Raw genomic sequence first — 24463 nt, 5'->3', positions numbered from 1 at the left:
TCAGTGCTCCAGCCGGATCTTGGCGCGCGGGTCCAATGCGTCGCGCAACCCGTCACCGAACACGTTGAGCGACAACACGGTCAACACGATCATCAGGCCGGGAACGATCGTCAGGTGCGGTGCGGTGTAGATCGTCTGGTAGCCGTCGGCGATCATCGTTCCCCACGAGGCGTTGGGTGGGCGTACGCCGGCGCCGAGGAACGACAGTGCCGACTCCAGCAGCATGTTGTTGGCGATGTTGAGGGTGAAGAACACGATGATCGTCGACACGATGTTGGGCAGGAGCTCGGAAGTCATGATCCGTATCGGGCCTTTGCCTTGGGCCACAGCGGCTTCCACGAACTCCTTCTCGCGCAGCGCCAGGATCTCACCGCGGATCGGCCTGGCCATATAGGGCACATAGACGCAGCCGATGATGAGGATGGGAATCCACAGGGAGTCACCGGCGACCTGCAGTCCGCCGACCTTCAGGCCACCGAGCGACAGGGTGGTGCCCAGGGCGATACCGAGCAGCAGGACCGGAAAGGCCCAGACCACGTCGAGGATTCGGGACAACACCGAATCGATCCAACCGCGGTAATAACCCGTGACCATGCCGACGATCACCGCGAGCACCGTGGTGATCATGGCGGCGACCACGCCCACGTAGATCGAGGTCCGGCCGCCGTACATCAAGCGCACCATCACATCCCGGCCGTTCTGGTCGGCACCGAGCAGGTAGCGGCCGCGAAGCCCCGGCCCCAACGGCGTGCCGTCGGTGGAGACGATATTGGTCTGCTGCCCGTCGATCAGGATCTTGTCGGTGATGTGGTTCTGGTTGGGACCGGTGTGGGCGACGTGGTCAGCCCATAGCGGTGCCGCCAGGCAGAACAGCACGATGAGCACGAACAACACACCAAAGCCGAGGGCAACCTTGTTTCGCCGCAGCCGGATCCACGCCAGGTACCAGGGACTGCGACCCCGGACCGCGGTGGGGGTCGCCATTACTTGAGCGCGAACGAGGTGTAGTCCTGGTTGAACAGCAGATGGTGATAGGTCTTGTCGAAGTCCATGCGTTCGGAGACGAACGTGGTGAACTCCTCGTTGCCGTACGGGGCCCAGACCGCTTGCTCCATATAGGCCTTGTCCAGCGCCGCGTACTGCTTCTTGACGTCGTCGGTGAGCTGCTGGGTGAGCAGGTCATTCTGTTTGGCGTCGAGGTCCGGCAGCTTGACCTGCGAGAAGTTGTTGCTGTTGGTCGGCAGGACGTTGGCGCCGTTGAGCAGCGGCCGGAAGAAGTCGTCGGGGTGCGGGAAATCCTGGAACCAGTCGGCGAACCCGGTGTCGAGATCCGGTGTCGAGGTGTTGCCGATCGTGGTGAAGTAGACGTCGCCGGCGATCACCTTGAGCTGCGCATTGAAGCCCAACTGAGTCAGCAGGTCATGGTAGTACTCGCCGATCCGTTTGCGGTCCGGCTCGTCATCGGTCCAGACGGTGATGTCCTTGTCTGCCGGATTGGCCTCGGCTAGAAGCTGTTTGGCCTTGTCGAGGTTCGGGCCGGGATAGAGCTTGTATTCCTCGTATCCAGGCATGCCGGGTGGCAGAATCTGCTGGGTGGCATGCAGGCGTCCGCCGAACACCCGGTTCAGCGCTTCGGGGTCGATGGCGTAGTTGATCGCCTGGCGAACCCTGATGTCGTTGAACGGCGCCTTCTGCGTGTTCATCCAGAAGTAGTAGGTGTTGATCGAATCCTCGAGCCGAAAGCGGCTGCTGTACTTCGCCTTCACCTCGGGCAGGCGATCGGCGTCGGGCGGATCGGTCATGAAGTCGATCTGGTTCTGCTCGACGCCGGTGACCTGTGACGAGTTGTTCTTGTTCTGCGTGACGGTGATCTTGTCGACCTGCGCGTCCGCCACCTCGCTGGCCCCGGCGTCCTTGACCGTCTTGAACTGTGGATTACGTTCCAGTGTAAGGGTATTCGGTGCGTTGACTTTGGTGATCACGAACGGGCCACTCGCGGGTGGCGGATTGTTGGTCACATCCTTGTCGAGCGTGGTGGTCTGCGGGACCGGCGCGGCGAACATCAGTGCCAGCACACTGTTGAATGTCCCGTTGGGTTTGTCCAACTGGATCGTGATGTCGCCGGTGTTGTCGTCGGTCACGATCCCACTGATCGTGTCCGCCTTGCCATCGGCGAAATCCGTTGCCCCGACGATACCTTCGTAGAAGACCGAGCCACCGGAGTCGGCTTTGAACAGGCGCTTGATCGCGTAGGTGAAGTCCGAGGCTTTGATCGGCGTGCCATCGGAGTACTTCATGTTCGGCCGCAATGTCAGCTTGTAGGTCTTGCCGTCGGGGGAGATCGCAGGCATGTCCTTGGCGAGGCCGGGAACGATATCGGTACCGGCATCACCCTTTTGATGCTTGTAGGTGAGCAACGGGGTGTAGACGTTCCACAGGACTTCCCAGCCTTCGAGCGTGTAGGACAGCTGAGGGTCGACGTAGTCGGGGAACGACGTCATGGACACATTGATGTCCCCGCCCTGGCTGCCGCCACCCCCCTTTCCGCCGCAGGCGGCGACACCGAAAGTGGCTACTGCCACGACACTTCCCACGGCAATGACGTTGCGCAGCTTCATACCGCTCCCTTGATTCGGCGACCAATCGGGCAGAGTTGGGCGTGAGGACACTCTGCCGTAACTCTTCGATCTTGGGGCTAGAACGGCTGGTCCGCATCTGGGAGCGTGTGCGGGGATCGCGGCTCAGGACGTGATCGCAACCGCACGAACGGTTGCTGAATTCGCGCGACGCCGCCGTCAATGCCGACAGCGCAGCGCGAACATTCGCCCAAACACGGCCTCAGCCGTTAGTTATCAAGCCGCCCTATCGATTTGCGGAAACGACGGTGGGCTTACCGGAAGCTCAGACGGTTTTCAGCCCCGAGTGTCCCGGGACGTGCAGGTAGCCGTTGGGGTCGGCCTCATCCCACACCGCGGCGTAGATCTCGACCTTCAGGGCCTGTGCCTGGTCTTCGACATTCAGCAGGTCTGCGAGCTGGTCGTAGCCGTAGTACAGGATCGACAGTGCCGTGGTGGCCAGCAGCACGTTGTTGATCGCGACCTGCGCGGTGTCCCGGTGGCCGATGGCCGCCTGGTAGAGCGCGGGCAGCAGCTCGGCGATCGGCACCGCGGCGCTCAGGCCGGGGACCATCTGCGAGATCCGCCAGCTGGCCTCGTAGAGCTCGCGAACGATCGGCCGCACCTCGGTGGGAAACATTGCGACCAAGCCCTTTTCGGTGTTGTACACCGCGGTGGGCATCCCGAACGGCTTGGGATCGTCGGCCCGGAACGGATCGGACGTCTCGGGCCAATCGATGGTCGGCAACGCTGCCGCGCTGGCCGTCGGCGTGACCGCTGCGGCGAGCTGCGTGGTGGTGGCAGCCTCCGGGGTGACCTGGTCCGGCGGCGGGGTCGTTGTCGACAACGGCAATCCGGACTCGCCGCGGTTGTGCAGCAACGCAAACGGGTCGAACAGATTCCACAACGAGCCGATGAACCAGCTCTGCAACTGCAGGGCCGGTGCTTCCAGGTTCAGGACGTCGGCAAGCTCGTTGTAGCCGTAGTACAGCACCGCGATCGGGTGGATCGTCACGATCAGGTTGTTGATCACCCGCTGGGCTGCCGCCTTGTCACCGGCGAATGCATCGGGCAGCTCGGTGATGATGTTGGTCACCGGGACGATGATGTTGACCCAAGGGATCATCTGCGTCAGACGGTAACCGAGCTCGAATCCTTCACGGGCGACAGCCTTTACGCCGTTCGGGAACACGGCCATGAAGGACTGTTCGAGGGTCCAGATCGGGCCGGGCATGTCCTGCGGCGCGGGCTCGGGCGGCATCCACCGGAACGGGTTCCAGAAGGCCGTCGCGGGATTGACGGTGGCGGCGGCGGTCGGCGTGGCGGCGGCGGTCACCGCTGCGGTGGTTTCAGTGGGCGTCGACGGGGTGACCGCGGCCGGCCTCGGCGCCGCGTGCCCGGTGAACAAGCCCTTGAGCCTGTCGACCTGGGCGGCCTCGAACTCCACGGCGGTGGTCTTGGCGCTCGTAGTCTTCGCGGCGACGGCACTGGTGTCGGAAGCCGCTGCGCTACTCGGCTTGTCGTTCAGCGTGGAGGTCGGCTTGACGCGCTTGGAGTTGCCGGTTGTGGACTTCTTGGGTCCCGCATCGGACTTTGCCGAGTCTGACGCGCTCGACGAATCGGATTTGCCGGTATCGGCGCTTGCTACGCCTTGGCTCGCCGCGGCAATGGCCGCGCCTACCCCGACCGCAACAGCGACCCCACCGACGTAACCGACGTACTTGTTCGACCCCATTTGCTGACCCCTTCGCTGGTTCAAGGGCATGGTAGACGACCGGCCAGGTCAGGGCCACCCCAAACAGTGAATGGCACGGTTCGAAATGCTTGCCCTTGGCCGACGTCCCGGTTACTTAACGCGCTGTTTAGAGCGTGTGCGCACTGCCGAGGCCGGCCCAGAGTGCGAGGTCATCGCATGTTTGCGCTGCCGCCGGTGAGTGCTGCCGTCGTTGCCTGTACTCCCCGGCAGGGCTTAGCGGATCGCTCAGGCGGCTTTCGGCGTGGCGGCGTCAATATTTGCGAGACATGGACCGGCCTGCTCAGTGGGGGTTTATTGCCGCGCCGTCGCGACACAGCACAGTGCTTTGCTGGCTCGACGACTGCCGGGTGAAGACGCGTTTGCGCAGTTCAAGTGCCCTTTTGATGCAGTGGAAACGGAAGGTTAACGGCAAAGGTGTCGCGGCACCGACCCCAGGTCCACCGGCTGGGAGGTTTCGCCTCTATGGTTTAGCCCGTGCCTGATATTGATCGTCGAAGTCTGATGCAGTTGGCGGGCTTCGGTGCGCTCGCTGCCGCGCTGCCCATGCCCACGGCGGGGGCGACCCCGACCCGCCCGCAAGCGCCGGCGCCCAACGCTGGTCCGGCCCCGGCCTATCTGTTCCACGACGAGTTCGACGGTCCGGCCGGTTCGGCCCCCGACGGGGCGAAGTGGCATATGGCCCAAAGGCGCGAAACCATCAAGAACCCGGTGTTCTGGGATCGGCCCGAGAACATGGGGCAGTACCGCGACGACCGTGAGCACGTGTTCCTGGACGGCAAGTCCAATCTGGTCATCCGCGCGACGCGCGACAACAAGAACAAGTACGTCAGCGGCAAGGTCGTCGGAAACTGGTGGGGCGGAATAGGAACCACCTGGGAAGCCAGGATCAAATTCGACTGCCTGACCGCGGGCGCCTGGCCGGCCTGGTGGCTGATGAACGATCACCCCGAGGTGGGCGGCGAAGTTGACCTGGTCGAGTGGTACGGCAACGGTGAGTGGCCGTCCGGAACGACGGTCCACGCCCGCCTCGATGGCACGTCCTTCGCGACTCAGCCGCACCCCGTGGACAGCAATTGGCACACCTGGCGCGTCACGTGGAACGACACCGGGATGTACTTCTGGCAGGACTATGTCGACGGCGCGGAGCCGTACTTCACGGTCCCGGCGAATTCCCTCGATGACTGGCCGTTCAACTTCCCCGACTACCGGATGTTCCCGGTGCTGAACCTGGCTGTCAGCGGTTCGGGCGGCGGCGATCCGCGGCCGGGCACCTACCCGGCGCAGATGCTCGTCGACTACGTGCGGGTCTGGTAACCGCGGCAGGCAGTAGCGCGTCCTCCGGAGGATCTCGAAGCGGCACGGCCTGCATCGACAGGTGTTAATGTCGGCGCGCAGCCGCAATTCGGTCAACGGAGGATGCGCTTGACACTGCCGCGCCTGCTCTTGCGTCTGTTACCGCTGCTGGTCGTTATTCTGATCGACAGCATCAGCTACACGATCGTCGTGCCGATTTTGTCGGCGGCGCTGCTCAGCGACCACCCGGTGTTGATGGCGACGGCAAGCGAAGACACTCGATATGTCGTCTACGGCGTGGCAATCGGGATCTTCGAGCTGATGCTCCTTTATATGGCGCCGGTGCTGGGCGAGGTCTCCGACCGCAAGGGGCGCCGCATCGTGCTGCTGGTCTGCCTGGCCGGCGCCATCGCGAGCTTCGTCCTCATCGGGGCCGCGATCCTGACGAACTTCGTTGTGCTCCTGCTGTTGGGACGCATGCTGGGCGGGGCGACCGCGGGCAGTCAGCCCGTCGCCCAGGCCGCCGCGGTGGATGTCAGCACCGAGGACCGCAAGCCGCTGGCACTGAGCCTGGCCCTGCTGGCGTCCTCACTGGGCTTCGTCGCCGGACCTCTTCTCGGCGGCCTGATGTCCTGGGATGACAACGTGGTCGTCAGCGATCTGGTGATCCCCCTGGTGGTCACCGCGGTTCTGGCTGCGGCAGGCATCGTGCTGGTGCTGTTCGGCTATCGGGATTCCCGCCCGCCCGTGCAGGGTCAGGGCAAGGTCGATCTCTGGATGGGCGTGCGCGGGTTCCGTGCGGCGTTCGCCGATTCCGCGATCCGTCGCCTGGTCTTCGTTTTCGCTCTGATGCAGATGGCGTGGGGCGCCTTCTTTCTGTTCCTGCCGTCGCTGCTGTACGAACGCTTCGACGTGGAGACCAGCGTGGTGACGCTGATGCTGGCGCTTCTCGGCGTCGGCTTCTGCCTGGCCTACGGTCTCTTCTTGCCCTGGCTCAGCAAGCACTACTCCGCCCGCTCGCTGACCATCTGGTCGTTGTGGGCGACGGTGGTTCTGATGGCGGCGGCGGTGTTCTGGGCCGACCTCGGCGTCATGTGGACCGTTGCGATACCGGTTGCCGCGACGGTGTCAATTGCCTTCGGCGCGATACTGACTCAGTTCTCCGATGCTGTCGATGCCGACCGTCAGGGCTGGATCCTCGGGATCAGCGGTTCGGTGAACGCCCTGGCGTGGGCGGTGTCGTCGGTCGCCGCCGGATTCCTCAGCGCCATCAGTTACGTCACGCCGTTCATCATCGCTGTCGTGGTGCTGGCCGTCAGTGCAGCACTGGCGACGCTGCCGCTCAAGAGCCGCACGGCACAGCTCGACACCTAGTCCAAGGAGACCCGATAGTGAGTCGGAAGCCGTTGATACACCAGATCTTCGAAGACTGTGTCGATCGTGTACCCGACGCCGTGGCCCTCATCTCGGGTTCTGAGAAAGTCACTTTCGCCGAGCTCGACGCGCTCGCCGAGAACATCGCCGACGCGATCCTGGCCAGCCATGGGCTGGCTGCGGCGTCGGTACTGCCGCCGGACACGATGATCGGACTCGCGATCGGCCGCAGCATCGAGGCCACCGCCGGCGCGCTGGGAATCCTGAAGGCCGGCGGTGCATGGGTGCCGCTGGATCCGTCCTATCCGCCGAGCAGGCTGGCCTACATGCTCGAAGACAGCGCCGCCGCGCTGGTGCTGTCCACCCGCCCGCTGTTGGACCGGCTCGCCTTCCTCAGCGACTCGGGCACCAAAGTGCTGTGTGTCGACGAGCTTTCGACACAATCGTCCGGTCGGACGACTCGAGCTGAAATCGGCGGCCCGGATCCGCTGGCCTACGTCATCTACACCTCCGGATCGACGGGCAAGCCCAACGGCGTGCTGGGACCACACAGCGCGATCCTGAGTCGATTCGAGTGGATGTGGGAGACGTTCCCGTTCGCCGCCGACGAACTGACCTGCGCCAAAACTGCACTGAATTTCGTCGATTCGATCTGGGAGATGTTCGGCGGCCTGCTGCAGGGCATTCCGTGCGTCATCGCCGACGACAGCATGGCGCGCGACCCGCTGGCCCTGCTGGACATGCTGTCCACCACGGGTGTCACCCGGCTGGTGGTAGTTCCGTCGCTGTTGGCAGCGCTCATCGGCGCTGCGAGCCACACCGGCGTCCAGCTGGACAGGTTGCGTTTTGTCACCGCGTCGGGGGAGCGGCTGCCGAGTGAATTGGCCCGCCGTATCGGCGAACTCGCCCCCGATGCCGTATTGCTGAACCTGTATGGCTCGACCGAGATGGCCGCCGACGCGACGTGCTGCGTGATCGACGCCGACGCGGTGCGCGGGGAGATCGTTTCGATCGGCAAACCGCTGGGCCGCATGCGCATCCACATCGTCGACGAGGACTTGAACCAGGTCGACGTTGGCGTCGAGGGTGAGCTGTGCGTGTCCGGGCCCGGCCTGGCCCGCGGCTATCACAACAAGCCGGACCTGACCGCCAAGAAGTGGATCCCCAATCCTTTTGCCGCGGAGGGGGACACCGAACACGCTCGGCTGTTCCGTTCCGGGGACATCGCGGTGCTGCGTGAGGGCGGCGATATCGACTATGTCGGCCGGCGGGATTTCCAGATCAAGCTGCGCGGGTTCAAGATCGAGCCGAGCGAGATCGAAGCCACCCTGGCCACCCACCCCGCTATTCGTGAATGTGCCGTTGCGGCCATTGATTCTGAGCGTGGCCGTCGGCTGGTCGCCTTTTATGTCGGCGAGCACGGCGTCGAATACCCCGACGCGCACGCTCTGCGCGAGTTCTCCGCCGAACGGCTGGCGGATTGGATGGTGCCGTCGTACTTCCTTCCGCTCGACGATATGCCGCGGCTGCCCAACGGCAAGCTCGATCGCCGGGGGCTGCGGCTGCCGGAAGATTTCGATGCGCGCGGCGATATCGTCGAAGCGCGCGACGAGGTCGAGGAGGTCTTCGTCGCGATCTGGCGCGAAACCCTTGGGGTGGAGGCGATCAGTGTCACCGACGATTTCTTCGAGGTCGGCGGCGACTCGCTGCTGGCCGCCCGGGTCAGCATCGTGGCCAGGGAAGCCGGGTACTCCCTGACTCCCGCTGATGTGTACGAGCACACGACACTGGAAGCGCTGGCCCGGTACGCGCGCACCGCGCAACCGGCCGAGGCGCACGCGCCGGTTCCCGAGGGGCCGACCCGGCTGAGCCCGATGCAGCGCTACTACTTCAGCTGGGCGGGCGCGAATCCGAACAAGTTCAATGTGCCGTTCATCGCACGCCTGGCCGAGCCACTGGATGCAGTGCTGCTGGACAAGGCATTCCGCGCAGTCATCGACCATCACCCTGCGTTGCGGCTGCGGTTCGCGCCCGGCGACGACGCGCGCTACGCCGACGACGACAACGCCTTCGCCGTGCCGATCCATGAGTTCGCATTGCCGGCCGGATCCGAGGACGACCACTTCGCATACATCGAACGCGAGGTGACGCGCCTGCACGACACCCTCGACGTGACCGCAGGCCCGGTGATGACGGCCGCGGTGTTCACTGACCCCCACGGCGACAACCACCACTTCTTCCTGGCGATGCATCACCTGATCTCGGATGCCATTTCGCTGCAGATCACCGTCGAAGACCTGCGGCTTGCGTATGTGGCGCTGGCGCAGGGCGGCGAGGCCACGTTGCCCGCGCCGACCACCCCCTTCCACCAATGGGTCGACAGCGTGGTCGATTACGCGGGTGGGCCGGGCGCCACCGCGCAGTGGGAGTACTGGCTGAGCCAGGCACAGGATGCGCATCCGATGCCCGAGGACGATGCGGATGCGCCGGCGCGGCAGCGTGATGTGACGGGACAGCCTTTCGAGGTGCTGTCGGCCGCAGAGGTCGATGCGGCGTGGGAACGTCTTGGCGGTGCGTTCCAGACGACGCTGATCCACGCCGTCGTCGCTGCGCTGGCCCTGGTTGCCAACGAGCGGTCAGGTCAGCGAAACCTGGTGTTCCACAAGGCCGCTCATGGCCGTGAGCGGTGTATCCGAGGTGCCGACGTGTCGCGCACGGTTGGCTGGTTCACCACTCATACGCCGATCACGATCGCGTTGCCGGACGGTCCGGTTGGCGCGTCGGCGAAAGTGCTGGAGCACGTCGGCGAGCAGTATCAGGCCATTCCTGACAATGGTCTGGCGCACAGCGCATTACGGTACTTCTCCGATGACCCGCGGGCCGTCGAACTCGCACGCTTCGACACGGTGCGAACCCTGCTCAACTACGTGGGCGACGCGTGGGACAACTATGACGGCGAACTCTTCCACGCCGCCGCACCCGCCCTGCTCGACCTGCCGAACGCCGTCGGGGCCGACAATCTCGCCGACTACCACCTACACGTCTATGCATCGCTGCTACAGGGCGTCTTCCGCGTGACGCTGTATTACACCCTGCCCAACTATCGGCCGGAGACCATCGCCGAGATGGGAACCGCGATCACCGAGCACATCCGGAAGATGGTGCTGGGCTAGTTCATTCCTGCCGCGATCGCCTCGTCGACCTCCGCGGCGCGGACGGCCATCTCGGCGTGGGCTTTGTCCAGATCCTCGGCCTGATCCTCGTCGGCCTTCATCAGGGTCTCGATGTCGAAGTCGGCCATATCGTGAACGCCCATGTCCCGGAAGGCTTTCTGCACCTTGTCGCCCCACAGGCCGATATCCTTGACGATCGGCACGATGCGGCTGAACAGGTGTGAGCGGAACTGGATCATCAACGGCGACGTGTCGACCCACTCGGCGCACTCCTTGACGTTCATGCCAAGGGTTTCGAAAACCTCTTCGCCACGGAACCGGTCGCGCATCAGATAACACGCGTCCACCACGAATTCTTCACGCTCGGCCCGCTCGACATCGGTCAGCGCGGCGTAATAGTCCTTCAACGAGATTCGGCCGAAGGCGACGTGCCGCGCCTCGTCTTGCATGACATAGGCCAGCACTTGCTTGGCCAGTGAGTCCGGCGCCGCCATGTCACGGAGCACGCCGAACGCGGCCAGTGCGAGCCCTTCGATGAGGACTTGCATGCCGAGGTAGGGCATGTCCCAACGGGAGTCGCGCAGGGTGTCTTCGAGCAGTGAGGTCAGGTGCTTGTTGATCGGATAGGCCAGCCCGACCTTCTCTTGCAGGAACCGGGAGAACGCCTCGACGTGCCGGGCTTCGTCCATGGTCTGGGTGGCCGCGTAGAACTTCGCATCGAGGTCCGGGACGACCTCGACGATCTTGGCCGCGCACACCATCGCCCCCTGCTCCCCGTGCAGGAACTGCGAGAACTGCCAGGACTGGAAGTGCTGACGCATCTCGGCGCGCCGTCCCTCGTCGGCGGCATCCCACATCGGGCTGCCGAACAGCGGATGGAACTCGTCGGGCAATCCGACCGGGTTCATCGGGTCGACGTCTTGAGACCAGTCGATGCGCGACTGGGCATCCCACTGCTTGTCCTTGCCCTTTTGATACAGCGACAGAAGTCGGGCGCGTCCCTCGTCGTACTCCCAGGTGAAGCGGGCGTCGCCACCGCTGGCGGCCTCCCACGACATGGGTTGGGGTACTTCCGTGTACTTGTCCTTCGTGGTCATTTGACGTCGCCCTTCTCCCTGCTATGACAAGGATCACAGTGCGCCGTATTCGGCGGCGCCGTCAAGGACGAACGGAAAATGCAGTACCCGACTACTCAGGGCTACTTCCAGTGGTCGTCCAGCAGAGTCGACCAGGCGTGGGCGATCTGCTTCCACTCGTCGGGGCACCGTTGGGCACGCTCTTCGGGGAGCCCTCCGCTACTGACGATGTCGGCGTTGGCCTCGGGGTTCGACCCATAGATCCAGCACTGCAGGTTGTAGACGCGCTGTTGGTCCAACGAGTGCTCGTCGGCCATATTGTCCTTCGCGCCCATCTGAGCCTTGAGCTCCGCATACGCGGCGAATGTCCGCGCGAAATCCTTCACGGCCTGGACCGACTCCGAATCGACTTTGCCGCTGTCGCCGGGCGTCAGGAGGATGTAGGCGGAGAGCTGATCGGCAGCGTCCTCTTCCCTGCCGGTGATCGGCAAGTTGTAGAGGGTGACCGCCATGTGGCCGGCCTCGTGATAGAACGTCGCGTCCTCGGAGCCGATGGCCGACGTGTCAGGATCCTTGTCGCCGGCCTTGACGAAGATCTTCTGGCTCAGGTCGGCATCCTCGTAGCAGATGGTGACGGTCTTCTTGTTCGGGTTCCAGAAGGCGTTCGGCGTATCGCACTGCGATCCCAGCAGGGGGATGTCGATGGGCAGCTTCAGCGTCTGGTTGATATCGGCGGCGAGGTCTTCGAGAACCTTGTTGTCCTGCAACAGCTTTTTGCCGTTGATCGCTTCGGGGCTGGTGGCGTCCTCGTAGGTGACGATCATCTTGCCGCCGGCGTCCGCTGTGCCAGTCTCGTCGGGGCCCTTGGCATTTGGAGTCCCTGACGCTGCCGGACTGCCGGATGAGTCGCCCTTTTCCTCGCCGCCGCCACCGCATCCCGCCACGATCAACCCAATCGCCAACAAAGGGAGAATTCGAGTGCGCATGGTCCCAACCTTCGTCAGAGCGACCCCAGTAATTGACACGCTCGCAGATCCTACGGGTGGACGAGGCGTCTTCACGGATTTCTCACCAAGAACTTTTGGCGCTGAGCTGGGAGTATGTGCTGTCGTCGACCGTCAGGAGGGAGCTCGAAGTGCCACCGACACTGCATGTTCTTGCCGATCATCGCGACGCGCTCGGTGAGGGGCCGTGGTGGGACGCCGAGGACGAGACCTTTTACTGGGTGGACAGCTTGGGCTGCGCCGTCCATTCGGCCCGCCTCGGCTCTGGAGACATCAGCACGCTGCCCACCCCTGGCGAGGTGGGTTTCGTTGTGAAGACCTGCTCCGGCGGCCTACTGGCCGGGTGCCGCGACGGCCTCTATGTGCATGACGGCGCCGGGTGGCAGGTGACGTGGCAGGGCGACTGGGATACGTCCGAATTACGAACCAACGACGGAAAGACCGACCGCCAGGGACGGCTCTGGTTCGGCACGATGCACGAGCCCGAAACCGAGCCGGCCGCTCACCTATACCGCCTTCATGACGGCCGGCCTCATGCGGAGCTCGACGGTGTCACCGTCTCCAACGGGCTTGGCTGGGCGCCGGATAGCGCGCTGATGTACTACGCGGACTCCGCGACAGGATCGATCCGCGTCTTCGACTACGACGCGGCGACCGGGGAGATCCGCAACGGACGGATCTTCGCGACCGACACCAGGCCTGCCGACCCCGACGGCCTCACGGTCGATGCGGACGGATGCGTGTGGTCGGCGAAATGGGAAGGGCGCAAAGTCATTCGGTACACCCCCGATGGGCGAGTGGATCGCGAAATCGACGTGCCCGTCTCCCGGCCGACCAGCTGCATCTTCGTCGGCAGTGATCTGCGCACGCTGGCGATCACCTCGGCCCTGCCGGATATCCCCGACACCGAACCGTTGGCCGGCGCGGTTTTTCTGGTCGACGTGGGCGTCCAGGGCCTTCCGGAAACACGGTTCGACGATCGGCAACTAGCTGGATGATCCGCTGTCCGTGCCTGCTGCCAGCTTGAGTTGCCTGGCGATCAGGAACAGCGGGAACGCCACACTGATGGCGATCAAGAAGCCGGCGGCGACGTAGGCCCACACGTACCGGATTCCGAGTCGACGGGCTTCGGCGATCATCAACACGAGCGCCGCGGCGCCCACGATGAGCAAGTCGTTGGTGAGCGAAGAGGTTGCGTAGTTGACGTATCCGGCGGCGAAGAATCCCGTCACGCCGCCATTGCCGTCGCTGAGCATATAGGCGACGGTGTTCCCGAACACGAATACCAGCGCAGCGACCGCGAGAATTGCGTAGATGCCGCAGAGCAGCTTGTCGGTTCCTGATAGCCGCGAGATTGACGTCATCGACGGATTATGGCGTGTCCCCGTTGGTCAAAGACGCGGATCGACGGGCTCGGACTCCAGCGCCAGCACCGCGAAGACGCATTCGTGGATGCGCCACAGGGGTTCACCCTCGGACAGCCGGTCCAATGCCTCGAGGCCGAGCGCATACTCGCGCAATGCCATCGACCGCTTGTGCCGCAGCGAACGCTGCCGCAGCTGATCGAGATGCTCGGTGTAGTCGGGGCCGTAAATGATGCGCAGATACTCCCGGCCGCGCACCTTGACTCCCGGTTGCACCAGCCCGCCGGCTCCCCGCACCAGGTTGGCCAGCGGCTTGACCACCATGCCCTCACCGCCGGCCGCGGTGAGCTCGGTCCACCAGTCGATCCCGTTCTGTACCGACGCTTCTGATGTCGTGTCGACCTCGAGCCGCCGAGTCGGCGTGAACAGTTCGGGGTCACCGGACACCAGCCGATCGGCGATGTCGAGGTGCCAGCTGTGCGGCTCGGTCGCGAACGACCGACCCTCGGCGGCGAGCAGCGCAAATGGTGCGAGCGTCACGCCGTCCAGGCCATCGGTGGGCCGGCAATACCGCCGGTAGGCGTCGCGGTAGGCGGCGGCGTTGGCGGCCCTGACGCTCATGTCATCTCGAAGCGCGGTGACCCCGACGCCGCGCGCATCGGCGTCAGTCAGTGCGTCGAGCGACGCGGCCAGCCCGGCGACCGCCGCGGCGCCGACAGGTCCGTACTGGCTTGTCAACAGGCCACTGGCCTTCGCGCTCCACGGCAGCAGCTCGGCGTCGAGCAGCAGCCAGTCGGTGTCGAGCTCGTCCCACAGCCCGCCGATCGCCGACCGCACGCGTGCGAGCATCGCCTCGGTCTGCTCGGGCGAGAAGAACGGGCGCCCCGTGCGCGTGTAGACCATGCCCCGGCCGGCGATGCCGAACCGCCGCTGTGCGGAGTCTCGGCAGACCAGTACGACCGCACGCGAGCCCATGTGCTTCTCCTCGCACAGCACCCGCTCGACGCCGTCGGCACGGTAGGCCGAGAACGCCTCGCGGGGATGTTCGAGCAGCCCGGCCTCCGTCGACGTAGCGGGCGGGCTCATCGTCGGCGGCAGGTAGACGAGCCAGTGCGGGTCGACGGCGAAGCGGCTCATCACTTCGAGCGCCGCGGCCGCCCGCTCGGCGGGAACGGTGACGCGACCGTGCTGGCGAGTCGTCACGATGCGCTTGCCCAGCACATCGCCGAGTTCGAGAATGTCCGGCTCGCGCCTGCCGACTCCACCGAGTGGCTGTACAGGTGTGAGCGGTTTGATCGGCTCATACCAAACCTTTTGCGCGGCAACGGACACCACTTCCCGCTCCGGATAGCGCAGAGCAGTCAGGCGCCCGCCGAACACGCACCCGGTGTCGAGGCACATGGTCCCGTTGACCCACGCGGCGTCAATGGTCGGAGTATGGCCATACAGCACCATCGCGCGGCCTCGGTAGTCATCGGCCCACGGGTAGCGCACCGGCAGTCCATACTCGTCGGTCTCACCGGTGGTGTCGCCGTAGAGCGCAAAACTGCGGACCGCCCCAGAGGCGCGGCCGTGGTAGGACGCCGGGAGTCCGGCGTGCGCGACGACCAGGTTGCCGTCGTCGAGCACAACATGGGCGACGAGGTCACCGACGAAATCTCGTACCCGAGACTGGAATTCGTCGGATTCCGCGCCGAGCTGCTCGAGTGATTCGGCCAGCCCGTGACTCACTGTGACCTTGCGGCCGCGCATCGCGCGGCTGAGCTTGTCCTCGTGGTTGCCGCAGATGCAGATGGCGTCACCGTTGTCGACCATGCCCATCGCGAGCCGAAGCACGCCGGGAGTGTCCGGACCGCGGTCGACGAGATCGCCGACGAACACGACGCGCCTGCCCTCGGGATGGCACGCGCCTACCGAGCGGCCCTCGTCGTCGCGGGCGAGAACGTAGCCGAGTTCGACCAGGAGCGCCTCGAGTTCGATCCGGCAGCCGTGCACGTCGCCGATGACATCGAACGGTCCTGTCTCCGAACGCTTGTCGTTCAGCAGTGGTTCGATGGAGACCTCGGCGGCGTCCACCTCGTCGGGGTTGCGCAGCACGTAGGTTCGACGAAATCCCTCTTTCGCAAGGCTTTTCAGCGACCGGCGCAGATCCGCGCGCTGGCGGCGGATGACGTGATTGCCGAAGTCGCGATCCCCGCGCGCAGCGTTGCGTTCTACACAGAGCGACTCCGGCATGTCGAGCACAATCGCCACGGGGAGGACGTGGTACTCGCGGGCGAGCTTCACGAGTCCAGCTCGGCTGCTCTGCTGGACGTTGGTCGCGTCGATGACGGTGACTCGGCCACCCGCCAGTCGCTTGCTTGCCACGTAGTGCAGCGCGTCGAATGCGTCCTGGGTCGCGGACTGGTCGTTCTCGTCGTCCGCGACCAGGCCTCGGAAGAAATCACTGCTCAGCACCGCGGTCGGCGCGAAGTGCTTGCGCGCGAACGTCGACTTGCCGGAGCCGGACGCGCCGACCAGTACCACCAGCGACATGTCGGGGATGTCGATGCGCGTCATTGGCGCAACACTTCGAACACCGCGGCCTGCGTCGGTGGGCCGACCTCGGGATCGTCGTCTCCGATCGGTACGTACCGCACGGTGTAGCCGTTGCGGTCGGCAACGCGGGTCGCCCATCGGCTGAACTCGGCGCGCGTCCACTCGAAACGGTGGTCGTGGTGGCGGAACTGCCCGGTGGGCAGTGTTTCGAAGCGAACGTTGTACTCCACATTCGGTGTCGTCACGATCACGAAACCGGGCTTGGCATAGCCGAATACGCTGCGCTCGAGCGCGGTCAGCCGTTCGGGGTCCACGTGCTCGATGACTTCCATCAACACCATTGCGTCGTAACCGGTCAGAGCGGGGTCGACATAGGTGAGTGCCGACTGCCGGATCGATACGCGGTCCTTGAGCCGGTCAGACAGCCGGTCGATACTTCGTGCGGCCGTCTCGAGCGCGCGGGCTGAGACATCGGTGCCGACCACCTCGGTGAACTGGGCGTTCTTGGCAAGCTCGCGCAGCAATGCCCCTCCGCCGCAACCCATGTCGACAACACGGTGGGCGCCGCAGTCGCGGAGCAACGCGAGCACCGCGTCGCGGCGTTGCAGTGCCAGTGGCACCTTGCGCGCGGGCTCCTCGGTGACGCGCGGAGCGTCGAGCGCGTCGTCGACTGCCGTCTCGTCGACGCCGTCGGCTTCGGCCAGTCGGGCGAGCGCACTCTGGACGTAGCGTCCGCGATAGCGCAGGAATCGGGCGACGATGAACTCGCGATCGGGGTGTTCGAGCAGCCACCGGTCGCCGGTGCGCAGGAGTTTGGCGACCTCGTCCTCGCTGATTCGGTAGTGCTTGGCGTTGTCGAGCACTGGCAGCAGCACGTAGACCTGCTTGAGTGCGTCGGCCAGCCGGAGCGTGCCGGTGAGCCGGACATCCAGGTAAGGGGCGTCGCCCCACTGCGGAAACTGGGGGTCCATGGGAATCGTGGTGGCCGTGACCTGCCAGCCGAGTGGCCCGAAAAGCTTCTCGACCAGCTCCGGCCCACCTCGGCACGGAACGACGGGCAGGTGGATGACGAGGGGGATGGCGGTGTCGGCCAGGTCCTGCTTCGGGCTGACACCGTTCATGGCGGTGCGGTAGACCGATCCGATGGCGACCGACATCATTGAGCCTGCCGCGTACGGCCGGTCGTTGACGTAGCTATCCAACGTGGCGGTCTCGCTGCGGCCGCGAACGAGGGCGATCGGATCAATGTCGAGCAACAGCGTTGCCGTGCATTCGGTTTCGGTGGCTACCGGATAGAAGACGTGGGCGTTGCGTGCAGCGGCCACGGTGAACGACTGTGCCTTATCGGGATGCTTGTGCAGCAGGTAGCCGAGGTCGGTCGCAGGTTCGTGTGTGGTCGAGATGGAAATCAGCACGCAGAACAGTATCCGGCGGATCCGGCGGTGTCAGTTCAATATTCGCGGGACGCGATCACCATGATCGACACGACGCCTCAGGAGTCCCAGATCGGCCCGAACGCCGGCACGCCGCGTCGCTCGAAGCGGCTGACGACGTCGGTGGTGACGGATCGGTTCGAAACGATGATCACCGCGTCCGCGCCTGCTTCGACGAAGGCCTGGTAGCTCACCTCGAACACGTCCGGTTTGCCCTGGGTCCTGGTGTTCCAAATAACGGCGTCCGGCTGTGCCGACGTGATTTCGTCGACGAGTGCATCCCCAAAGGTCTCCCTCGGGGTCCGCGTGACCCACACCAGCTTCGCCCCTTGGGTGTCGGTGAGCAGATGGCCGAGGATCGGTCCGATACCGCTGCCGGTCGCGATGTAGAGGACGCGGTTGAAGAGCCGTTTCGCATTGGCCACGCCAGGCGTGCTGATACCCCGCACCCAGATATGCGACGGCGGATTGTCGATGAACGCGCTGGTCCACTCGCCAGCTCGGGAGATCATCATCCGGTAGCCGTCCTCACCCGCCTTCGCGGGAACGCAGGCGAACGGGTGCCAGCTCTGCAACGGATGACGACTGATCGATCGGGTCGTGCCGATCGGCGGGGTGCGCTTGGAGTGCAGGCGGACAATCGCCATGTGGTCGCTGGGACATTCGACTGAAATCGGAACCCGGCGCAGCAGAATCCACGGCCAGGCGGCGAAGAACGTCGTGAGGACGAGCATCCAGAACACCGGGGAGTGGGCGACCGCGTTGGCGTAGGCCAGGTGGCCGTATTCCTTGGAGTGCAGCAGCGCGAGGGCGAAGGTGTTGGCCCAGGCGATCGCCAGGATGGTCCAGCTGCCGAAGCGGTGCGAGAATTCAAACAGCTCATGGTGTTTCGTGCGTAGATCGGGTGCGGACAGGATGCACATCACGACCATCGTCACGACGACGACCGTCGCCAGGACCGCGCTGAAATCGTCGATGTCGGCTTTGCCGTCGTAGAACGCCGGCCAGATCCAGAACAGAAAGGCGACGTACCAGAGTGTTCCGGCGATCGCCGCCCCGATGTGCACGCCGCCGAAGTGGTAGTACTGCGCAAGACGCCAGCGGATGGCGAGCGGCAACGACTTCGGCGCATTGGTCGCCAGGAAACCGATGAGGCTCACCATCCACTGCTGGCGATGCAGGACCGCTACGAGCAGATTCACCTGCGCGATTGCGGCGATCAGCTGCAGGCTCACCGCGCTGTCCGCCCACCACCCGGCGGCTATGCCGATGACGAGCACGATCGCGTTGATCGCGAGGACGCCGACGATGAGGGTGGCGTAGAGCATCAGCCGACCGCGGCCACCGGGCGGCGGGGCGAAGTTCGACTCCTCGGCGTTCTGTGTGCCGTTCGCGACTTGGGGCGACACCGACCGATCCACGCGGGCTCCTCGAATCGATGGCCGATTGTTTGCGACTGAAATCTACGGTCATCTCGCCAAATTGGCGCTGTATTCGATAGCGGATGCGGAGAAAACCCCGTTGGTGACGCGATTCAGCGAGTTAGCATCCAGCTACTCGCGGATTGAGCGACGGGGGCGCAAATGGCGAAGCTATCCGGATGGGTCGGGGCCGGCGTGCTGACCGCCGGCGTTTCGGCGGCGGTGGTGGCCGGTGCCGGTGCGGCCAACGCCGATACCAATGCGGGTTCGGATGCCGGCTCGGCACGGACGTCGTCGCCGCGCAGCGAGAAACCCGCGGCCTCCGTGAATTCTCAGCGCGGCAAACCGGCTCGCGCGGGCACGGCCCGCATTCGCCACACGGCCGAGAAGGACGCCACGAAGACGGACACCACTTCTCAAGTGGCGAAAGCGGTTTCATCCACCGCTCCAAGCCGTTCGGCGGCGTCGATCACCTTGCCTGCGCCCGACCTCACGCCACTGGTGAACGCCTTAACTCCACTGGTGAACGCGGTGCTTTCGCCCGTGCTGGACGCGATCGGCATCGTGGCCCAAATCATTGACGGCCCGCCGATCGTGCCCCGCCAACTTCGCGGTTCGATCCAGGAGAGTAGTTCGACGCTGGTTGTCGCCCCGGGCACTGAGGTCGCGGCCGACTGGTACTTCCCGACGAACGGCACACCGGAGCGGCTGATCTACCTTCAGCACGGATTCGGGGCCACCGGCCCGATGTACAGCTACACCGCGTCGTATCTGGCGGAGCGCACCAACAGCGTGGTCGTGGTGACCACCTTGAGTCCCAACTGGACGAGGAGCATGTCGCTCGGCGGCGACGGCATGCACAGGGCACTCGCCCAACTGTTTCTCGACCCGGACCGAGAAGCCCTGAACGTCAGCTTGACGACAGCCACATTGAAGGCCGGCCGCGAGAGCTTCGCCGTGCCGGAAGAGTTTGTGCTCGCCGGCCACTCGGCGGGCGGGGGCTTGGTCACTCCCGTCGCCGGCTATTACGCCGAGGGGTTGGTGGCGCGCCGTGCCGACGGCCAGGATGCCCCCAACCACCTTGCCGGTGTGGTGCTGCTGGACGGAGTGGTGACCGCGGGCGTCATGCCGAGCGCCATCGACCGCCTCAACCAGCTCGAGCTCAGCAACGGCAACGATCCCGCCGACTATGTTCCGATCTATCAGCTGGGTGCACCGCCGAACAGCTTCAACTCCTTCAGCACGGCGATCCCCGATCTCGCGGCGGCCCGGCCGGGGCAGTTCATCGGTGTCGTCGTCAAGGGTGGTGTCCACATGGATTCCATGCTCGGCGGCAACCCACTGCTCCAGAACGTGGCCTACCTCTTCGCCGGGTTCCCGCAGCCACAGAATCCGCCAGGGGTGCAATGGCTGATGGCCGGCTGGATCAACGACATGTTCACCGGCACCGTCGACCCGGTCACCGGCCGCTGCCTGACCGGCTGTGACGGTGTGTACGGCTCCGGCGGTGAAACCGTGGACATCGACGGCGATCACGGTAGTGCCACCGCCGTCGTCATCGACTCGGGCTCATTGCCTGACGAATCGGCAAGGAACAACCCGCGATTCACCCCCGTCGCGGCGTCGTCCATCCCGGCATCGGTGCTGAGAGGGTAGGACGTCAGGTCACCGCAGACCCCATTGCAGAATGGTGACCATGCGAGTCGCGGTCTTGGGGACAGGTGCCATGGGAGCCGGCATGGCGCGGTCGATGCTGCGGGAAGGCATCGACGTCACCGTCTGGAACCGCACTGTCGAACGCTCGGAGCCACTGGCCGACGACGGCGCCACCGTTGCGCTCGACCCGATCGGCGCTGTCGCGGAGGCCGACGTTGTTCTGGCGGTCCTGTTCGACGCCGCCGCGACGCTGGACGTGATGACGGCGGTGTTGCCGGCGATGAAGGGTGGCGCGGTGTTCGTGCAATGCGCGACCGTTGGCGTTGAGGGCGCCGAGCAGACTGCCTCGGTGGCCGCCGAGCATGGTGTCGCCTTCCTGGACTGTCCGGTGCTGGGTACCAAGGGCCCCGCGGAGCAGGGCAAGCTCGTGATGCTGGCCTCGGGCGATCCAGTTCTGCGCGGCCGGGTGCAGCCGGCGTTGGACGCGATGGCAGTGAAGACGATCTGGGTGGGCGACGAGCCCGGACTCGGGTCAAAGCTCAAATTGGTGTGCAACGCGTGGATCAGCACTCTGACGGCGGCCGTCGGTCAGTCGTTCGCGCTGGCGAAGGGACTCGGCGTCGACCCGCAGTTGATGCTCGACGCGCTCGATGGAGCCCCGGCGGGCTCGACCTACTTGCAGGTGAAGGGCAGGTCGATCATCGAGGAGTCCTACGCTCCGCAGTTCAGCGTCGATGGGGTCCGCAAGGACACCGGACTGATTCGAGACGCGATCGCGGACGCGGGTCTGTCCACCGCGTTGGTCGATGGAGTTCGTGCTGCGTTCGATGCGGCAAGTGAAGCCGGCCATGGTGGCGACGACATGGCTGCGGTCTACTTCGGGTTCTGACCGACCCGCTGTGTGATCCGTTCAGGGTCGCGATCATCGTGGTGTGCATCTTCTGACACGTCTGCCGCGCTATTTTTTGCGGATGGCATTCTCATATGACCCCCGCGGACTGATCGGGCGCGCGGTGGACGCCGCACGTATGGGTCTCGACGCGTACAGCTGGGCCGAGGAGCAAGTCGTCGGTGCCATCCGGTCCGGACTCGATTCCCTGGACCCCGCCGAGGCGCTCGAGGATGCCGAACCCGAGAAGCCGTCAGCACCAGACCCCGACTCGCTGGCCGGCAAGATGGGCCGGCTGTTGGACCGCGCCCTCGACCAGAACACCAGGGGAAGTCAGGTCGAGCTCTACCATCACCTGCTCGACCAACTGGTCGCCGACGAGGCGCGCATCCTGGGTGCGCTGTCGGACGGGTCGTCGTCGCCGATGGTGAACGTCTACACCTGGCTCAGTCCACGTGTTCCGGGCCGTGCGGCCTTGGAGCACGCCTCGCTCGTCGGGCGGACCGCGAATGTGGCCCTGCCGCAGATGGTTCCGCAATACGTCAGCCACCTGCTGTCACTCGGACTGGTCGAAGCGGGACCCGAAGACCCTTCGCTGGCCACTGAATACGAAGTGCTGATGGCCGAGACGTCGGTGCTCGCGGCCATCAAGACTGCGTCGCGAGGTCCGCTGACCGCCAAGATCGACAAGTCGACGCTGTCGCTGTCGTCGCTGGGCGCATCGCTGTGGGCGGCCGCCACGGGAGATGTCGGTCAGTGAGCTCCGCGTCGCCCGTCGTGCTGCTCGCCCTGTCGAGTTGGACCGAGATCAAGGCCGACTTCAGCGCCTACTGGCTGGTGTATCTGTCGATGCCGTTCGTCGCGGCCTTCGTCGGGTGGAGCACGAAAATCGTCGCGCTCGAAATGCTCTATCGGCCGATCGAATTCAAGGGCTGGGGTCCGTTCGGATGGCAGGGGATCGTGCCACGGCGAGCGGGCAAGGTCGGCTCGAAGACCATCGATCTACTGACCGCCAACTTGCTGAAACCCGAAGAGCTGCTGGACCGCATCGACGCCAACGACGCGGTCGATGCGCTACGGGCTCCGCTCGCCGAAGCGGTCGACGACATCTCACGTGACCTTGCCGACGAGATTCGCCCGGGCCTGTGGGACGCGCTGCCGGAGTCCGCCCGACGCGGGATCCAGGAGCGCATGCACAAGCAGGCGCCCCAGATCGTCGAGAACATGCTGACTGAGATGAAGGCCGACCTTCCGCGCTATCTCGATCTGCACTTCATGGCTGTGACGGCGCTGGTGCGCAACAAGGAGAAGCTCGTCAAGTTGATGCGCAGCGTCACCACCGATGCGATGGCGTTCGTGCGGCGCAGCGGTATCTACTTCGGTCTGGTGATCGGTCTGGTCCAGATGGTGGCGTGGGCGCTGTTCAAGAACCCGTGGATCATGCCCGCATTCGGTTTCGCGGTCGGCTTCATCAGCGACTACATCGCGTTGAACATGCTCTTCCGGCCGATGAGGCCACGAAAGTTCCTGGGATTCATTCCCTTTCAGGGGTTGCTGCATGCCGAGCGCGACAAGATCACCCGCGACTACGCGAAGATCCTGGCCGAGGATCTGTTCTCACCCGAGTTGATGTTCGACGCGATCATCAAAGGCCCGGGCTCGGACAAATTATTCGCGTTGGCGGCCAAGGAAATCGATGCCGCCATCGACGCCCAGACCGGGGTTGCGCGACCGATGGTCACCCTGGCGGTCGGCACCAAGCGATACCGGGCAATGAAGGACCGCGTGGTCACCCTGGTGTTGGAGCGGCTACCGGATACCTTGCTCGAGGCGCAGGAGTACGCGGTGAACGCACTGGATCTGGAGCACGTGGTCATCGAGAAGATGAGTCAGCTGACCGAGGAAGAGTACGAGTCGATCCTGCGGCCGGTGTTCAAGGACGACGAACCGCTGATGATCGCGGTCGGCGCGGTGCTCGGCGGCGTGGTCGGTGAGCTTCAGGTGCAGATCATCGAGTTCTTCACCTGACGACTGCGCTCATTATGGCTGGGGTGTGGTGCGGAAGATTGGCCAGCAGATCTCGGTGGCGGTGAATTTTGTCGGATCTGAGGGCGGGCCGCCGATGTAGTGTTCGCGGATTGGTCCCTGGGCGCTGATCAGATGTTCGTTTGCGTAGGTGCCCAGCGCCCCGTAGCTGCGGTCCATACCTTCATGAGTGCCGACGTGGGTGAGCACCGCGAAGTCGGCCTGCGGTAATACCGCGGCACGGACGCCCTCGGGAATGCCCGAAGATTGTGGCGCGGGTACGAATAGGGTTGCCTCGCCGCGCGATTCGGTAAACAGGGCTCGGTCGTAGACTCCGCCCGGTGCGGCCGCGGCGCCGGACCCCGCTGCCGTCTCAACGGCGTTGCTGAGTGTTCTCATCGCCGCTTCGAACCAGCTGTCGATCTCGGCGATCTCGATGGTGGCGCCGATGGACCACACGGCGAGGGCAGGTTCATGGCGCAACTCCACGTGGGCGGGGGCGCGCACGGGCGCAAGTAACTCGCGCAGTGCGCCCACGGTGTCACGCGTCTGCTGCAGTTGCACCTCCATCTGTGCGAGATGGGTGGTGATGATGTCGGTGCGGCTCGCGGCGTCTTCTGTGCTCAGCAGCGCCTTGATATCGGGAATCGACATGCCGAGAGATCGGAACCGTCTAATGATGTGCGCGTGATCGACCTGGCTGGTGTCGTAGAAGCGATAGCCGGTATGGGAATCGATATGGGCGGGTTCGAGAATGCCGATGTCGTGGTAGTGCCGGAGCGCCTTCCTGCTCAGGCTCGTCATCACCGAGAAGTCACCGATCGAAACCTGTGCGCCCATGGCATC

The 24463-nt window shown here is 64.8% G+C and carries 18 protein-coding genes; 8 read left to right on the top strand and 10 right to left on the bottom strand.

Going from position 1 to position 24463, the window contains the following annotated elements; genetic code table 11:
• The 3 genes from EV580_RS21210 to EV580_RS21200 form a co-directional block, all read right to left on the bottom strand.
• Positions 1–984, bottom strand: coding sequence for an ABC transporter permease (locus EV580_RS21210; protein ID WP_133693289.1), 984 nt, complete (start codon positions 982–984; stop codon positions 1–3).
• Positions 984–2618, bottom strand: a complete 1635-nt coding sequence (locus EV580_RS21205; protein ID WP_133693287.1) for an ABC transporter substrate-binding protein — start codon at positions 2616–2618, stop codon at positions 984–986. The genes EV580_RS21210 and EV580_RS21205 overlap by 1 nt, the downstream gene beginning before the upstream one ends.
• A 283-nt stretch (positions 2619–2901) precedes the next feature.
• Complete coding sequence (locus EV580_RS21200; RefSeq protein WP_133693285.1) at positions 2902–4350, bottom strand: hypothetical protein; 1449 nt, start codon at positions 4348–4350, stop codon at positions 2902–2904.
• Between the two features lie 504 nt (positions 4351–4854).
• Here EV580_RS21200 and EV580_RS21195 point away from each other — a divergent pair.
• From EV580_RS21195 to EV580_RS21185, 3 genes are all read left to right on the top strand, one after another.
• Positions 4855–5685, top strand: a complete 831-nt coding sequence (locus tag EV580_RS21195; RefSeq protein WP_286171786.1) for a glycoside hydrolase family 16 protein — start codon at positions 4855–4857, stop codon at positions 5683–5685.
• A 108-nt stretch (positions 5686–5793) separates the two neighbouring features.
• Positions 5794–7038, top strand: a complete 1245-nt coding sequence (locus EV580_RS21190; protein WP_166654812.1) for an MFS transporter — start codon at positions 5794–5796, stop codon at positions 7036–7038.
• Between the two features lie 17 nt (positions 7039–7055).
• A complete protein-coding gene (locus EV580_RS21185) occupies positions 7056–10211 on the top strand; it encodes a non-ribosomal peptide synthetase (RefSeq protein ID WP_166654811.1) in 3156 nt (1051 codons plus the stop codon).
• On the opposite strand, the gene EV580_RS21180 is transcribed toward EV580_RS21185, so the two are convergent.
• Positions 10208–11308, bottom strand: coding sequence for a ferritin-like domain-containing protein (locus tag EV580_RS21180; protein WP_133693279.1), 1101 nt, complete (start codon positions 11306–11308; stop codon positions 10208–10210). The genes EV580_RS21185 and EV580_RS21180 overlap by 4 nt on opposite strands.
• Before the next feature lie 101 nt (positions 11309–11409).
• The gene (locus EV580_RS21175) at positions 11410–12273 is read right to left on the bottom strand and encodes a DUF4344 domain-containing metallopeptidase (protein ID WP_133693276.1); all 864 of its coding nucleotides are present in this window, start codon (positions 12271–12273) and stop codon (positions 11410–11412) included.
• A 149-nt stretch (positions 12274–12422) separates the two neighbouring features.
• On the opposite strand from EV580_RS21175, the gene EV580_RS21170 reads away from it, so the two are divergent.
• Positions 12423–13289: an SMP-30/gluconolactonase/LRE family protein gene (locus EV580_RS21170; protein ID WP_166654810.1), complete on the top strand. Its 867-nt coding sequence runs from the start codon at positions 12423–12425 to the stop codon at positions 13287–13289.
• Here EV580_RS21170 and EV580_RS21165 read toward each other — a convergent pair.
• The 4 genes from EV580_RS21165 to EV580_RS21150 form a co-directional block, all read right to left on the bottom strand.
• The gene (locus EV580_RS21165; protein ID WP_133693272.1) at positions 13278–13655 is read right to left on the bottom strand and encodes a DUF2834 domain-containing protein; all 378 of its coding nucleotides are present in this window, start codon (positions 13653–13655) and stop codon (positions 13278–13280) included. The two genes, EV580_RS21170 and EV580_RS21165, sit on opposite strands and share 12 nt — an antisense overlap.
• A gap of 27 nt (positions 13656–13682) precedes the next feature.
• Positions 13683–16214: a polynucleotide kinase-phosphatase gene (locus tag EV580_RS21160; protein WP_133693270.1), complete on the bottom strand. Its 2532-nt coding sequence runs from the start codon at positions 16212–16214 to the stop codon at positions 13683–13685.
• Positions 16211–17608: a 3' terminal RNA ribose 2'-O-methyltransferase Hen1 gene (locus EV580_RS21155; protein ID WP_133693262.1), complete on the bottom strand. Its 1398-nt coding sequence runs from the start codon at positions 17606–17608 to the stop codon at positions 16211–16213. The genes EV580_RS21160 and EV580_RS21155 overlap by 4 nt, the downstream gene beginning before the upstream one ends.
• 77 nt (positions 17609–17685) lie before the next feature.
• Positions 17686–19047 (bottom strand): FNR domain-containing protein, encoded by a 1362-nt coding sequence (locus tag EV580_RS21150; RefSeq protein ID WP_133693260.1) that lies wholly within the window; start codon positions 19045–19047, stop codon positions 17686–17688.
• Positions 19048–19209: 162 nt separating this feature from the next.
• On the opposite strand from EV580_RS21150, the gene EV580_RS21145 reads away from it, so the two are divergent.
• From EV580_RS21145 to EV580_RS21130, 4 genes are all read left to right on the top strand, one after another.
• Entirely contained in the window at positions 19210–20703 is a 1494-nt protein-coding gene (locus EV580_RS21145) for an alpha/beta hydrolase family protein (RefSeq protein WP_133693258.1), read from the top strand.
• Between the two features lie 31 nt (positions 20704–20734).
• The gene (locus EV580_RS21140) at positions 20735–21592 is read left to right on the top strand and encodes an NAD(P)-dependent oxidoreductase (protein ID WP_133693256.1); all 858 of its coding nucleotides are present in this window, start codon (positions 20735–20737) and stop codon (positions 21590–21592) included.
• Positions 21593–21674: 82 nt separating this feature from the next.
• Entirely contained in the window at positions 21675–22352 is a 678-nt protein-coding gene (locus EV580_RS21135; RefSeq protein WP_133693254.1) for an Abi-alpha family protein, read from the top strand.
• Positions 22349–23620: a DUF445 domain-containing protein gene (locus EV580_RS21130; RefSeq protein WP_183504605.1), complete on the top strand. Its 1272-nt coding sequence runs from the start codon at positions 22349–22351 to the stop codon at positions 23618–23620. Before EV580_RS21135 ends, EV580_RS21130 begins: the two co-directional genes overlap by 4 nt.
• Before the next feature lie 12 nt (positions 23621–23632).
• Here EV580_RS21130 and EV580_RS21125 read toward each other — a convergent pair whose 3' ends face one another.
• Positions 23633–24457, bottom strand: coding sequence for a MerR family transcriptional regulator (locus EV580_RS21125; RefSeq protein WP_133693253.1), 825 nt, complete (start codon positions 24455–24457; stop codon positions 23633–23635).
• Between the last annotated feature and the right edge of the window lie 6 nt (positions 24458–24463).

It is taken from the genome of Mycobacterium sp. BK086 (assembly GCA_004362315.1).
GTDB lineage: Bacteria > Actinomycetota > Actinomycetes > Mycobacteriales > Mycobacteriaceae > Mycobacterium.
The sequence above is the reverse complement of the archived record's forward strand: the minus strand, read 5'-3'. Positions and strand labels throughout refer to the sequence as shown.